General features: G+C 36.7%; 16 protein-coding genes. 6 read left to right on the top strand and 10 right to left on the bottom strand.

Features of this window, described 5'->3' with window-relative positions:
* Nucleotides 1-17 precede the first annotated feature (17 nt).
* From ACFJGY_RS02210 to ACFJGY_RS02195, 4 genes are all read left to right on the top strand, one after another.
* On the top strand, nucleotides 18-140 hold the full coding sequence (locus ACFJGY_RS02210) for a hypothetical protein (RefSeq protein WP_379967677.1): 123 nt from the start codon (nucleotides 18-20) through the stop codon (nucleotides 138-140).
* A 304-nt stretch (nucleotides 141-444) separates the two neighbouring features.
* Nucleotides 445-1,836: an RtcB family protein gene (locus tag ACFJGY_RS02205; protein ID WP_379967674.1), complete on the top strand. Its 1,392-nt coding sequence runs from the start codon at nucleotides 445-447 to the stop codon at nucleotides 1,834-1,836.
* A 189-nt stretch (nucleotides 1,837-2,025) separates the two neighbouring features.
* On the top strand, nucleotides 2,026-2,724 hold the full coding sequence (gene prfH / locus ACFJGY_RS02200; protein ID WP_379967671.1) for a peptide chain release factor H: 699 nt from the start codon (nucleotides 2,026-2,028) through the stop codon (nucleotides 2,722-2,724).
* Entirely contained in the window at nucleotides 2,711-3,235 is a 525-nt protein-coding gene (locus tag ACFJGY_RS02195) for a tetratricopeptide repeat protein (RefSeq protein WP_379967668.1), read from the top strand. Before prfH ends, ACFJGY_RS02195 begins: the two co-directional genes overlap by 14 nt.
* Nucleotides 3,236-3,270: 35 nt before the next feature.
* Here the strand turns inward: ACFJGY_RS02195 and ACFJGY_RS02190 are convergent, their stop codons facing one another.
* The 5 genes from ACFJGY_RS02190 to rsfS form a co-directional block, all read right to left on the bottom strand.
* Nucleotides 3,271-3,924, bottom strand: a complete 654-nt coding sequence (locus ACFJGY_RS02190; RefSeq protein WP_379967666.1) for a phosphatidylserine decarboxylase family protein — start codon at nucleotides 3,922-3,924, stop codon at nucleotides 3,271-3,273.
* Nucleotides 3,925-3,934: 10 nt separating this feature from the next.
* Nucleotides 3,935-4,810 carry a phosphatidate cytidylyltransferase gene (locus tag ACFJGY_RS02185; protein ID WP_379967663.1) on the bottom strand — a complete coding sequence of 292 codons (876 nt, stop codon included), beginning with the start codon at nucleotides 4,808-4,810 and terminating at the stop codon, nucleotides 3,935-3,937.
* Nucleotides 4,811-4,819: 9 nt separating this feature from the next.
* Complete coding sequence (locus ACFJGY_RS02180; RefSeq protein WP_379967660.1) at nucleotides 4,820-5,398, bottom strand: hypothetical protein; 579 nt, start codon at nucleotides 5,396-5,398, stop codon at nucleotides 4,820-4,822.
* 126 nt (nucleotides 5,399-5,524) lie between these two features.
* Nucleotides 5,525-7,486, bottom strand: a complete 1,962-nt coding sequence (gene ftsH / locus ACFJGY_RS02175) for an ATP-dependent zinc metalloprotease FtsH (protein WP_379967657.1) — start codon at nucleotides 7,484-7,486, stop codon at nucleotides 5,525-5,527.
* Nucleotides 7,487-7,529: 43 nt separating this feature from the next.
* Nucleotides 7,530-7,892 (bottom strand): ribosome silencing factor, encoded by a 363-nt coding sequence (gene rsfS, locus ACFJGY_RS02170; protein ID WP_379967654.1) that lies wholly within the window; start codon nucleotides 7,890-7,892, stop codon nucleotides 7,530-7,532.
* An 88-nt stretch (nucleotides 7,893-7,980) separates the two neighbouring features.
* Here rsfS and ACFJGY_RS02165 point away from each other — a divergent pair, with 88 nt between their 5' ends.
* Nucleotides 7,981-8,691, top strand: a complete 711-nt coding sequence (locus ACFJGY_RS02165; RefSeq protein ID WP_379967651.1) for a biotin--[acetyl-CoA-carboxylase] ligase — start codon at nucleotides 7,981-7,983, stop codon at nucleotides 8,689-8,691.
* Here the strand turns inward: ACFJGY_RS02165 and ACFJGY_RS02160 are convergent.
* From ACFJGY_RS02160 to ACFJGY_RS02140, 5 genes are all read right to left on the bottom strand, one after another.
* The gene (locus ACFJGY_RS02160; RefSeq protein WP_379967648.1) at nucleotides 8,685-9,779 is read right to left on the bottom strand and encodes an LptF/LptG family permease; all 1,095 of its coding nucleotides are present in this window, start codon (nucleotides 9,777-9,779) and stop codon (nucleotides 8,685-8,687) included. The genes ACFJGY_RS02165 and ACFJGY_RS02160 overlap by 7 nt on opposite strands.
* Before the next feature lie 49 nt (nucleotides 9,780-9,828).
* Complete coding sequence (gene tgt / locus ACFJGY_RS02155; protein ID WP_379967645.1) at nucleotides 9,829-10,959, bottom strand: tRNA guanosine(34) transglycosylase Tgt; 1,131 nt, start codon at nucleotides 10,957-10,959, stop codon at nucleotides 9,829-9,831.
* A gap of 66 nt (nucleotides 10,960-11,025) precedes the next feature.
* Nucleotides 11,026-11,397 (bottom strand): DUF4296 domain-containing protein, encoded by a 372-nt coding sequence (locus ACFJGY_RS02150; protein WP_379967642.1) that lies wholly within the window; start codon nucleotides 11,395-11,397, stop codon nucleotides 11,026-11,028.
* 6 nt (nucleotides 11,398-11,403) lie between these two features.
* Nucleotides 11,404-12,120, bottom strand: a complete 717-nt coding sequence (locus ACFJGY_RS02145) for a polyprenol monophosphomannose synthase (RefSeq protein ID WP_379967639.1) — start codon at nucleotides 12,118-12,120, stop codon at nucleotides 11,404-11,406.
* A gap of 121 nt (nucleotides 12,121-12,241) precedes the next feature.
* Nucleotides 12,242-12,673 (bottom strand): hypothetical protein, encoded by a 432-nt coding sequence (locus tag ACFJGY_RS02140; RefSeq protein ID WP_379967636.1) that lies wholly within the window; start codon nucleotides 12,671-12,673, stop codon nucleotides 12,242-12,244.
* A gap of 290 nt (nucleotides 12,674-12,963) precedes the next feature.
* Between ACFJGY_RS02140 and ACFJGY_RS02135 the strand changes: the two genes are divergently transcribed.
* The gene (locus ACFJGY_RS02135; protein WP_379967634.1) at nucleotides 12,964-13,791 is read left to right on the top strand and encodes an alpha/beta hydrolase; all 828 of its coding nucleotides are present in this window, start codon (nucleotides 12,964-12,966) and stop codon (nucleotides 13,789-13,791) included.
* Nucleotides 13,792-13,861: the final 70 nt, after the last annotated feature.

The following is a 13,861-nucleotide window of genomic DNA, read 5'->3' as shown; positions in this document are numbered from 1 at the left end:
CAAAAAAATTGATATCTTTGCCACTGAAAATCAAGTTCAACCAACAAAAAAATAACGAAGCAATGTTCAAATACAATCTATATACATCAGTAGGATTGCCTTTTGCAAAGGCGAGGCTTCGTGGTTTGGTACATTCTTAGAATAACAGTATAATGAAATATCAAAACCCGAGGTCGCAGGATTTCGGGTTTTTTATTGCGCAATATTTCAAACTCAAAACGTTTCCCCGAAATCATTTTTAGGAGCTATTTCCCGCTTTCCGTTGCAATCTTTTTTTAGCAAAAAAAGGATTTCCACTGCAATCGGGGCTAGGGATTTTCGCTCCAAACAAACTTTGTCATAAAATAGCGTGACAAAAAAACAATTAACTAAAAATCTAGTTGGTTCAAATATTCGATGCGGGAATGTCTAACATCTCACATCTATTATCTAAAATCTAAAAAGATGGGAAATTTAAAACTAAAAGGAAAAGATATATTAAAATTAGGTTATCCAAACAATCAAAGTGTCAACATCGCTTTGGAAGTCATGAAAAGAAATTTTGCAACCAAAAATATTCATCACGTGAAATCTCTTCTCAAGGAAATCCAGCAGAACCCGGAGAACTTCGAGAAAGATTTAACCTTCGGACAAATCGCAGAAGCTTTGCTTTCATCCAAGAAAACCGAGAAAAGAATGCTCAATACCAATCGAACCTCTTTCCAGATTTTCGGAAATAAAATTTCAGATGAGGCAAAAAACCAATTGTATACAGCATTGAAACTGCCAATTGCAATACATGGCGCTTTGATGCCCGATGCACACAGCGGTTATGGGCTTCCAATTGGTGGCGTTTTAGCAGTAGAAAATGCCGTGATTCCTTACGGAGTCGGGATGGATATTGGTTGCAGAATGTCGCTCAGTATTTTGGATACGCCGATTTCATATCTGGACGGGGCAAGAGACAAATATGAAAAAGCGCTTGCCGAACACACAAAATTCGGGATGTACGAAACGCACAAATCTCACATCGATCACGAAATTTTCGACAGAGACACGTTCGATTTGATTCCGATTTTGAGAAGATTAAAAGGAAAAGCCATTAAGCAAATGGGAAGTTCCGGCGGCGGAAATCACTTTGTGGAATTCGGGGAAGTAGAGATTACGGAAGAAGACGCTCAGATTAACCTTCCGAAAGGCAAATACCTCGGAATTCTTTCTCACAGCGGTTCTCGTGGGTTGGGAGCCGAAATCGCTCAATATTATTCTAGAGTGGCGACGGAGCAATGTCCGTTGCCAAAAGAAGCGCAAAACTTCGCCTGGCTGGATTTGAACACGCATCTCGGATTAGAGTACTGGACAGCAATGAATCTCGCAGGAGATTACGCTTCAGCCTGTCACGACGATATTCACAGAAGATTGGTGAAAGCAGTTGGCGGAAGAGTGAAAGCCAGAATCGAAAATCATCACAACTTTGCGTGGAAAGAAATCCACAACGGAAAAGAAGTGATTGTTCACAGAAAAGGTGCAACTCCGGCTAACGAAAACGAGTTGGGAATGATTCCCGGTTCGATGACAGCAAAAGGTTTCATCGTTCGTGGAAAAGGAAATCCAAATTCGCTGAAATCGGCTTCGCACGGAGCGGGGCGGGCTTTTTCGAGAGGCGAATGCAGAAACCGTTTTACTCAAAATGACATTAAGAAAGAATTAAAACTCAAAAATGTCACCTTAATGGGTGGAAACGCAGAAGAAGCACCGATGGCGTACAAAGACATCAATGAAGTGATGAACTCACAAAGCGAATTGGTGGATATTCTGGGAACTTTTCAACCTCGAATTGTGAGGATGGATAAATAAAACGGTTGATAGGTGGTAGTTGTCGGTTGATGGCAATGAGCCTACTAAAAATAATTAATAACAAATAGTAATTAAAAGGAGAAAAACCATAGCCCCGATTGCAGCGGCATCCTTTTTTTCGCGTGGGCTTGAAAAAAACGAAGGCAAAAAAAGATACAGCGGAAAGCGGGATTAAGCTCCTAAAAAACAATGGACAAAATAATACAAATCACCTCAGGAAGAGGACCTTTGGAATGCCAGTGGGTAGTTGCCAAAGTTCTGAAGGTTTTCCTTGAGGAAGCAAAACAAAATAAAATCGATTACGAAATCATCCACCGTGAAAATGGCGATGAAAACCTTACTTTGAAATCTGCGACCTTATTTTTAAAAGGAAAAGAGGTCAATGAATTTCTGAAAAACTGGCTTGGAAGCATTCTTTGGACTGGGAAAAGTACTTTCCGAAAACTGCATAAAAGAAGCAATTGGTTTATCGGGATTTTCGAACTGGAAGGTTTGGAGAAAATTGAATTTAATGAAAAAGAAATTCAATTCCAGACGACCAGAAGCCAGGGAAGCGGCGGACAAAACGTGAATAAAGTAGAAACTGCAGTTCGTGCAACCTATCCGAGAACCGGACAAAGTGTTTTCGTGCAGGATTCCCGTTCTCAACTGGAGAATAAGAAACTTTCCATCATCAGACTGAAAGAAATAGTGATGGAATTTCACATTCAGCAATTGGAAAAACAAATGCAGGAAACTTGGAATAATCATCTGAATGTTCAAAGGGGAAATCCAATACGAACATTTTCGGGAACCGATTTTAAAAAGAATCATCAGGAAAAATCTTTCAAAAAAGAAAGAATTCAACTGAAAAACGAATTAAAAAATTACAGAAATGACCTTAACTAAAAGTAAATATTATTTCGAAGCGTTGGATAATTATCCTTACAGCTTGCCGGATTGTCTGGAAGCGCTGAATTACGCTTTGTCTTATGATCCGGAAGACGCAGACAGCCTTTGCCTGATGGGAAGGATCTACAGCGAAATGCTTATCGATTACGAAAAAGCAAAACTCTATTTCGAAGAAGCGATGCAATGTGATGTGACGAATCTGAATACGCCAAAATATTACATAAAATGTCTTTTGAATAACGAAGATCTGGAACAGGCAGAAAAACTCATCGAATATTCTTTAAAAATAAAAGGAATTGACAAATGCAGGATCTTGATTCAGAAATCGTATCTATTTGAAATAAAACTGGATTATAAAACGGCTTTGGAAAATTTAAAAGAAGCCAAGGTTTTTGCTTATGATCAGGAGATGCTGGATTTTTTGAAGAATAAAGAAAAATTCATCAAAGAAAAAATGCCCGGAAAGCGGAAGAAAAAACCGGCTAAAAAGAAGAAGGAAACCAAATAAGGTTTCCTTTTTTTTATTTTATAATTGATAAGAAATTAATCTCTCATTCTTGCGATGACGTCTATTCCACCTTTTGTTTTGTCTCCAATCTTACAAAGAATTTCCGTGTCTAATGGAAGGAAAACATCCATTCTGGAACCGAATTTAATAAAACCAAATTCGTGGCCGGCTTTTGCCTCGTCCTCAACATTACAATAGAACACAATTCTTCTCGCAACATAACCTGCAATCTGGCGGAAAACTACATTATGATTGGTTAAGCTTTTCACTGCAACTGTTGTTCTTTCGTTTTCAGTAGAAGATTTCTCATGCCAAGCTACCAGATATTTCCCAGGATGGTATTTTTTATAAATCACGTCTCCACTTACTGGATAACGGCAAATATGAACATTAAGAGGCGACATAAAAATAGAAACCTGAATACATTTGTCCTTGATGAATTCGTCTTCTATGACTTCTTTGATCATTACCACTTTGCCATCAACCGGAGCAATCACATTTTCTGTATGATCCAGAATTGCTCTTTTAGGAACCCGGAAAAACCAAAAAATCAATCCCAACATTACTAATAATGGAATTAATATAACCAATGACCACAATTGCAAATAATAAATAGATATGGTTCCGATAAATGCAATGAACAAAATTGCAACAACCAATGTTCCTTTTGATTCTTTATGTAGTTTCATATATAAAATCTTAAACTAATTTTTCTAAAATAAAATATAAATAGACAACCGGAACGCAGATGATAAAGCTATCCAGCCTATCCAGAACGCCGCCGTGACCCGGAATAATATTGCCGCTGTCTTTGACTGCAAAACTACGTTTTAACTGACTTTCTACCAAATCTCCCAAAGGACCAAAAATAGAAACCAGCAAGCCAACAATCATCCAGTTTCCTCTCAGATCCGGAAAATACTGTTCTACGAAAAAACCTAAAATCAATGTCAGAACAACGCCGCCGGCAAATCCTTCCCATGTTTTTTTAGGAGAAATTCTTGGCGCCATCTTATGTTTTCCGAAGAATTTTCCGATTAAATATGCGAATGTATCACTGCTCCAGATCAATACAAAAAGCATAAAGATTTCCAAAGTGAATGTTTTGCTCGGATCCATAGTGCTGAATTTCGGCAATCCTAATGAAAAGGCGAACGGTAAAGTCACATAAACTACCGTAAAAATCAGCTTCCCGTTTTCGAAGTAAAGTTCTCTGGAGTATTTGAAAAGTGTAACGACAGCTATTGGAATTAATGCTAAAGCCATCATCTCACTGAAATTAAAATCAAAGAAAAACCCGTGGTAAAAAAACCGTTTGGTAAACCGGTAATAGATGATCGCTGCAACAGGAAAAACAAGCCATTTGTAAATGCTGTTATCAAATTTCATAATCCTGATACATTCGTAAAGACCAACAACCAAAAATAAGGTAATCAATCCATAAAAAAGATATTGCTGCTTTACTTGAGGGAGAATGCTGCCAAGTAAATATTCTCCAAGCGGAGTTGTGCAAATAGCAATGACAAGAACATAAATAATCCCTGAAATTGTACGCTGAATGAAATTTTTATCCAAAACTGAAATTTAATCTTCCAGCAAAAGTAAGAAAAGTTTGGTATTATCCTTATTAGGTGTGTCTAATTTGGACTGACTTCCACTGATTGAGGTCAGATTTTTAAGATTTCCGGCTCGTTTTACTTTCATCATTGCTTCATTCAGATTGTTTGCGATCTGAGAAACATTGGCCATAATGATAATTTTGCCCGGTAATCTGGAGGAATGGTAATGTAGAATATTGTTGTGGGAAAGCATAATCCTGCCGTCAAAAGCGATCAGATATTCGCAGGTGATGAAAGCTGCGTCATTTTTTTCAGTTAATTCCGGAGAATAAGGCGTTTTAATGACATCTAAGAAATTCCTGAGATCTTGATCCCAACAGAAAACATCTTTTACCTGCTCTATCTTGATAATCTGATTAAGCGTCTGCAATGCTTCAGATTCATCTGCGCAATAATTAAAAAATCCCCCTGAATGCGTGAATAACTGCGCAAACTTATAATCCAAATCTGCATCACGAAGTTGATCCGCCAGTTTGGTAACATCCGGCTGCTCTTCTTCGGGCTGATTCATTATCTTATTAACGAACTTTTTAAACAGACTCAATTCTCTATGCTTTAATTAATACAAATGTAAAAAAATTATTATAATCGGCTAAAAACCAAACCCTTATTTTAAAAGAAAATCCTAAGTATATTAGGATTTTCTTTTATTTGGCATGCTGTAAATAATTTAACTCTCTGGATTTAAGACGTTTCCGGCATCGGTAGGATTATCTACACTAGATACTGGTTTCTCTGTCAATTCCGGATCCCAGGCACGTTTTCCGAAGATTTCTTCCAGATCTTCCCGGAAAATCACTTCTTTCTCAAGAAGTTTCTGTGCAAGTGCATCCAGCTTATCTCTATTTTCTGTCAAAATATTAACGGCTCTTTGATATTGTGTTTCTACCAATTTCGAAATTTCTTCGTCAATTAGTTTAGCTGTCTGCTCGGAATATGGTTTTCCAAAACTGTATTCTGATTGTCCTGAACTGTCGTAGTAAGAAATGTTACCAACTTTATCATTCAGTCCATAGATTGTTACCATCGCCTGAGCTTGTTTTGTCACTCTTTCCAGATCTGACAAAGCACCTGTAGAAATATTACCGAAAACAGCTTGTTCTGCAGCTCTACCGCCAAGTGTTGCACAGATCTCATCCAGCATTTGCTGAGTAGTTGTCAACTGTCTTTCTTCCGGTAAATACCAAGCTGCACCAAGAGAACGTCCTCTCGGAACAATTGTCACTTTCAAAAGCGGCGCTGCATGCTCTACCAGCCAGGAGATTGTTGCGTGACCAGCCTCGTGGAAGGCCACTCTCCTTTTTTCGGAAGGTTTGATGGCTTTATTTTTCTTCTCTAGACCGCCGATAATTCTATCAACCGCATCCAGGAAATCTTGTTTATTAACAGACTCGTGGGAGTTTCTTGCAGCGATAAGTGCGGCCTCATTACAGACATTGGCAATATCAGCACCGCTGAATCCCGGTGTTTGTTTTGCCAAAAATTCTCTATCAATGGAATCATCCAGTTTAATCTTTTTCAAATGAACATCAAAGATCTGTTTTCTCTCATGAAGTTCCGGAAGATCCACATAAATAGATCGGTCAAAACGACCAGCTCTCATTAATGCTTTATCCAAAATATCTGCACGGTTTGTAGCAGCCATCACGATAACGTTGACATCTGTACCAAAACCATCCATCTCTGTAAGCAATTGATTCAGTGTATTTTCTCGCTCGTCATTTCCGCCCTGGAAACCACCTTTTCCTCTCGCTCTACCGATTGCGTCGATCTCATCAATAAAAATAATTGCGGGAGATTTTGCTTTTGCCTGAGCAAAAAGATCTCTTACTCTGGACGCTCCGACTCCGACGAACATTTCCACAAAATCTGAACCGGATAAAGAGAAAAACGGAACTTTTGCTTCACCAGCAACAGCTTTCGCCAGCAAGGTTTTACCAGTTCCCGGAGGGCCTACCAAAAGAACACCTTTCGGGATCTTACCTCCCAGTTTTGTATATTTTTCAGAATTTTTCAGAAAATCTACTACTTCCTGAACTTCTTCTTTTGCGCCTTCTAATCCTGCAACATCTTTGAAAGTGATCTGAATTTTTTCTTTCTCGTCAAATAATTTTGCTCTGGATTTTCCGATACTGAAGATCTGTCCGCCAGGTCCGCCGGCTCCACCACCCATTTTTCTGAAAATAAAGAAATAAAGCAATGCAAAAAGTCCGCCCCAAAGTGCTAAAGTAAACAGCAATTCTGAGAATCCGCTCTGGCTTTTACCAAATTCCATCCTTGCCTGCGTCGGAAGTTTGGAGTTGATGCTTTCAAATCTTTCCTGAAAATATCTGAGATCTCCATAAGTCAAAACAAAGTCCGGACTTGGCTTAATGTTCAGTTTGGAAAGCGGATCATTTGATTTCTCACCTTTCTGTAATTCTGCTTTCGCAGTTTTCGTAAGGTAAACATCGGCTTTGAAATTGTCTCTATAGACCATTACTTCACCAACTTTACCTTTTTCCACAAGCGTGTAAAATTCCTTTTCATCAATATTTTTTACCATAGAATCTCCCAAAAGTCCCGGAAGAAATATAAGTAAAATAAGTCCCAGTAAAACGGGTATGAACCAATTGAATCCTTTGTTATTCATTCTTAATTTTTAATAAATTGATGATGCAAAAAATGCATCTTTTTTAGCTTTCTACTTTTGTGATCTTTGCATCGCCCCAAAGCTCCTCAATATCATAATATTCACGGATTTCTTTTTGGAAGACATGCACAACCACAGAAACGTAATCTACCAAAACCCACATCGCATTCTCTGTACCTTCTACATGCCAAGGTCTGTCGTTCAGATCGTTTCTAACGTTTTTCTGGATATTACCGGCAATCGCAGAAACCTGTGTGTTGGAGTTCCCGCTGCAAATAATAAATGTTTGTGCTGCTGCATTTTCTATGCCTGATAGATCGAAGACCAGAATGTCTTCTCCTTTTGTATCTTGAATCGACTCTACGATTTTGTCGATTAATAATTGTTTTTCTGTAATTTTACTCATTCAAAAAATTGTCTAATTTGCAAATTTATTGATTTTTATCTATTTATCTTTTGTTTCTCATCTTTATTATCTATTAAAGTTTTCATAAATGAGCCAATTATTCCATCTTGAAAATTGTTTTTCCACCAATGACGCAATTCTCTCTCTTATAAGTGAAGACGAACCAACTGCTGTTTTTACTTTTAATCAGACAAAAGGCCGTGGTCAATATGGAAATATCTGGAACGTAACTCCGGATCAAAATATGGCGTATTCTCTCGCCGTAAAAACCTCTGATATTAATATCCAAGATACATTCCTCAATTATTATACCGCTATTATTGTTTGCGATTTTCTTGCCAATCTGACAAATGCAGATGCCAAAATAAAATGGCCAAATGACATTATCCTGAATGGAAAAAAGGTTTGCGGCATCCTAATCGAAAAGAAAAAAAATAATAACAAAGACTTATACATTATTGGGATTGGAATCAATGTTTTGCAAACCGACTTTTCTAATCTTCCGAAAGCCGGTTCTATATTGTCTGCCACAGGTTTAAGATTTGATTTGAAAGAATTTACACATCAATTTCATCAATATGTAATTTCCAGAATAAGAAACATTAATTCAGAAGATGAAATTTTGAAGATTTATAATAATTCACTCTTCAGAAAAGATGAAATCTCAGTATTCCAGAAAAATAAGGTGCGCCAAAATGGCATTATAAAAAATGCTGACAAAAATGGTTTTCTCTGGATTGACCTTGACAATGAAGGCTTGCAGAAGTTTTTCCACAAAGAAATTGAATTGCTCTACTGATTGGCTCTTTTGATATAAAGATAAGTTGCAATGGGTGCAAAAATGATGTTTGGAAGCCACATTGCTAATAATGGCGGCAAACTTTTGTTCTCGGAAACGACATTCAAAACCTGAAAAGAAAACACAAATAAGAATGCCAAAGCAATTCCCACAGCGAGATTAAGCCCAAGACCTCCTCTTTTTTTCTGAGATGATAATGATAATCCCAAAAATGTGAGAATAATAATAGAAACCGGCATTGATGTCCTTTGATAAAGCTCGTTGTAGAAAGAAGTTACATTATTATTTCCTTTCATTCTTTCGCGGTTTATCAAAGTCAGTAGTTCTGGTGTTGTTTTGTTTTGGGCGACCAGTTTATCCGGAAATAATTCCGAAGGCGGCAACTTGAAATCCTGAATTTTCGAAGGACCTTGTCCAAGAGTTTCTGTATCGTTTTTCCCGACTGTTCTCTCAACATAATTATTGATAAGGAAATGTTTTTTCTTTACATCCCATTGGATATCCATCGCCGTGATCTGATACAAAAGCTTTTTGTTTTTATCAAATTTCTGATACATATAACCGGAACCACGATTTTCTTTCTTATTGTAACTGTTTACAAAAATATATTCGTTAGGATTGATGTTCGAAGCAATGCTCATATTTCCCAACAATTTATCTTTGTTGACACTATTGTAAGTGTAAGGCTCCAAAACGTTTTTCTTGATGTTGGACCACGGCAAAATAAAATGATTCACTGCCAAAGTCATCACAAATATCAACAAAGAAGTAATTAGATACGGTCTTGCAAACCTGTGAAAACTCGCTCCACTACTGATGATGGCAACGATCTCCGTATTATTCGCCATTCGGGAAGTAAAGAAAATTACAGTAATAAAAACCAGAATCGACATAAAGGTCAGAATCAAGTTCAGAATCCAGAACGGATAAAAATTAAGCAGAAAATATCCGACTGTAAATCCGTTGCTCTCGATCCTTGGTGTTTTTGCCTGAACATCTACAACCATAATAATGATAGACAAAAGCGCCAACATAAAAATGAGGGTTCCCAAATATTTTTTGATGACGTAAAGATCTATGATTTTCATCGTTATTATTGATAAATGATTTTTATGATTCTTTTTACTTTTTTTGTCTTTATAGCCTTTGTTTCAATTGCGGAATGATAGAATCTTTCCATTGGTAGAAATCTCCTGCCACAATATGTTCCCTCGCCACTTTTACCAAGTCAAGATAAAATGCCAAGTTATGAATCGATGCGATTTGTTTTGCCAGATATTCCTTCGAAACGAAAAGATGTCGCACATAAGCTTTGCTGTATGCGCTATCCACAAAACTCGTCCCAAACTCATCCAATGGTGAAAAATCCTCTTTCCAACGTTCGTTTTTCATATTCATCACGCCTTGCCAGGTGAAGAGCATTGCATTTCTGGCATTTCTGGTTGGCATCACGCAATCCATCATATCCACGCCAAGACCGATGCTTTCCAGGATATTCCACGGTGTTCCAACGCCCATCAAATATCTTGGTTTATCTTTCGGGAGAATGTCTGTTACTTCATTCGTGATTCGGTACATTTCAGGTTCCGGTTCACCAACGGAAAGCCCACCGATGGCGTTACCTTCTGCTCCGGCTTCTGAGATCACCTCAGCAGAAATTTTTCTCAAATCAGAATAGCATGAACCTTGAACAATGGGGAATAATCTCTGTTTGTGACCGTATAATTCTTTGTTTTCCTCAGTCCAGTCGATGCATCTTTTCAACCAACGATGCGTGAGTTCCATTGATGTTTTCACGGCATTATAATCGCTGGGATAAGCAATACACTCATCAAAAGCCATAAAAATATCGGCTCCAATCTGTCTTTGGATCTGCATAGAAACCTCTGGCGACATAAAATGCAGACTACCATCGATGTGTGACTTGAATTTCACACCTTCTTCAGTTATTTTTCTGCTTTTCGCTAACGAAAAAACCTGATAACCGCCGGAATCTGTCAAAATCGGAAGATCCCAGTTCATAAACTGATGAAGTCCACCGGCCTTTTCCATAATATCCATCGTCGGACGAAGCATCAAATGGTAGGTATTTCCTAAAATGATCTGCGCTTTGATGTCATCTTTCAGTTCTCTTTGGTGTACAGTTTTCACGGATGCAACGGTTCCAACCGGCATAAAAATCGGGGTTTGGATCTGTCCGTGATCGGTATTAATAACTCCAGCCCTTGCTTTGGACTCTGAGGTTTTTTCGATTTCAAAAAATTTCATTCGTATATTTCTAATTTGCCTTCGGCGATCTTTTTATTTGCCGAATGGAACACGTTTTTGCATAATTTATCTCGCTTGCGGCGGTATTTCCGGATTGTCTTTTAATTTTTTATTGATGAAAGCCTCTGCTTTCGGGTCTTTGGATATGATGATTTTCTGGGCATTATCCAAAATCTCTTTAATAATCTCAGGCTTAGTCATATAATATTGATAGCTTTCGGTGAAAAGTTCGCCTTTGATCTTATATTTTTTCAGAATAAATCTTGTTGAATTTTCAGAATTGATGTTTTGTCCGATGGCATAATTCTGCTCATTAATCGCAAAATCGGCGATGATCTCGGACATCCTATCTTCCGGCAAGATATCTTTCGGTTTTTGTATCGCTTCTGTACAAGACCAAATGCAGAAAATGATTGATATGTAAAAGAAATATCTCATTATTATTTACAATTTTCCGATAAAGTTTTTCCATTTCAGATTCAGAACACCGAAAATAGCTTCCTGGATAATTCCGCCGTTCATTTTGCTGACACCTTCCGTCCTGTCTGTAAAAATGATAGGCACTTCTACAATTTTCATATTCTTTTTGAAAACACGGTATTTCATTTCGACCTGAAAACCGTAACCTTTCAGTCTGATTTTATCAAGTCCGATTGCCAAAAGCGTTTCTTTCTTAAAACAGACAAAACCCGCAGTCGTATCATGAACCGGAATTCCCAATACGAATCTCACATATTTCGAAGCAAAATAAGAAAGTAAAACCCTTCCCATTGGCCAATTCACCACATTCACACCTTGAGAATATCTGGAACCAACGGCCATATCTGCATTTTTGCAAGCTTCGTAAAGCTTGACAAGATCTTTTGGATTGTGGGAAAAATCGGCATCCATCTCGAAAATATAATCGTAGCCGTTTGTAATGGCCCAATTGAATCCGTGAATATAAGCTTTGCCTAATCCATCCTTTGTTTTTCTAATACTCAGATGAAGATATTCCGGATAGTTGGTTTGAAGTTTTTTAACAATGTCCGAAGTTCCGTCTGGTGAAGAATCGTCCACCACCAAAACGTGGAAATCCTGTTCCAAAGCAAAAACAGCCGAAATGATCTTTTCGACGTTCTCTTTTTCGTTATAGGTGGGAATAATAACCAGTTTCTTCATCCTGCAAATAATCCGCAAAGATAATCTTTAATCGTTAATGTTTATTTGGCAGGTTGTAAATTAACTTTTTTTAATAGAAATATTGAAACAATTTTTTGTAATTTATCTCAGGGACATTACATTAATAAATGGTACTAACACATTTTTCTATTACCCATTGATTATTTTTATATTCGATAAAAGATTCGTGGTCAACATCTGAACCATCAAAGAAGTAAGATAAATAAAACTTTGTTTTGGAAATTTTTTTGTATTTAATTAAAGTTATTAAACACTCATATTCCCTATTTTTATAGTTTATAATATCTAAATTTACTAATCTTTTACGAAATCTTATTTTTCGTTGTAATGGATTTTTGAAATGATAAGATTGAAGATAAAAAACTTTTTTGTCTTTTAAAAAACCTTGTTCTTTATTACCATCATCACACAGCTTTAATGCTAATTCTATCAGATCGGTTAAGTTTTCTTTTGGCGGCTGATATGTCAGTTTTTTTTCACAGCCAAAACATATAATTATTCCGAGGAAAATCAATAAGAATCTTATTTTCATGTTAGTGTTTAAAAATTTCAAATCAATGATTCGTTAAATATATCTTTTTGTCTCAACAATTTTTTAATCAAATTAATATCAATTCTGCAATCCAATCACAATTAAGAAACGACGGAAGAAGGATAGAGACACCTCGAAGGAACAGTACAGAAATCCAAATATTAAATTTAAAATAATAATCACATTTCAATATCAAATAAATTAATCTTAATCAAAAACGAAATTGGTCCAAAAATCATATACAATCTAAATGCTCAAATTAATCGTATCTAATTTTACATATAATTAAAATGCAAAAACCAGTTATAACAATCCTTTTTCTGGCTTTAATAATCATCAGCTGCAAACCAACTATGATCTACAAAGACATTTCCTACACCAAAAACAATAAGGGAGAAGATGTAAAGCTGAATATTTTCACGCCTAAAAACATCAAAAACAAAAACCATCCGGTTCTTATCTTCGTCTATGGCGGAAACTGGAACACTGGAAATAAAAATAAATACAATCTTTTGGGGAGAAATTTTGCCCGCAAAAACATGATCGTTGTTATTCCGGATTATACTTTGAGTCCCAATGCAGATGTAGATGAGATGACCAAAGAAATAGCTTCGGCAATACAATTTACAAAAGCGAATGCTAAAAAATATCACGGAGATCCGAACCAGATTTTCATTTCCGGACATTCTGCCGGCGGACAACTGGCAAGTTCTGCAGTGATGAATCCGAAATATGGAATCCCGGAAAAAACAATTTCAGGAATCATTCTGATTGATGCTGCCGGAATTGATATGAAAAATTATCTGGAAAAATATCCACCAACAGCAGAAGATAATTATGACGTCACGTGGAGCAAAGATCCTGAGAAATGGAAGCAGGCATCTTCTATCTATTTCATTAACGAAAAGACACCGCCTTTTTTGATTTATATAGGTGAAAAAACTTACCCTTCTATTAAACTCGCAAATGAACATTTTTTGGAAGCGCTACATCCTTTTCAACCGAATGTAAAACCAATTATGCTGAATAAAAAACATGTTCCGATGGTCTTGCAATACTTTTTACCGTGGAGTAAAAGGCTAAACGAAGCTGCTAATTTTATGGAAAATGTGAAATAAATATTCAAAAAAACTACAATAACTCCTTCTCTTTCAAATAAGTTCAATAATTATAAAGTAATTACGACAT

The sequence above is a fragment of the Epilithonimonas sp. UC225_85 genome (genome assembly GCF_042695135.1).
Lineage (GTDB): Bacteria > Bacteroidota > Bacteroidia > Flavobacteriales > Weeksellaceae > Epilithonimonas.
Note: the sequence above shows the minus strand (reverse complement) of the source record. Positions and strands in the feature narration are given on the sequence as shown.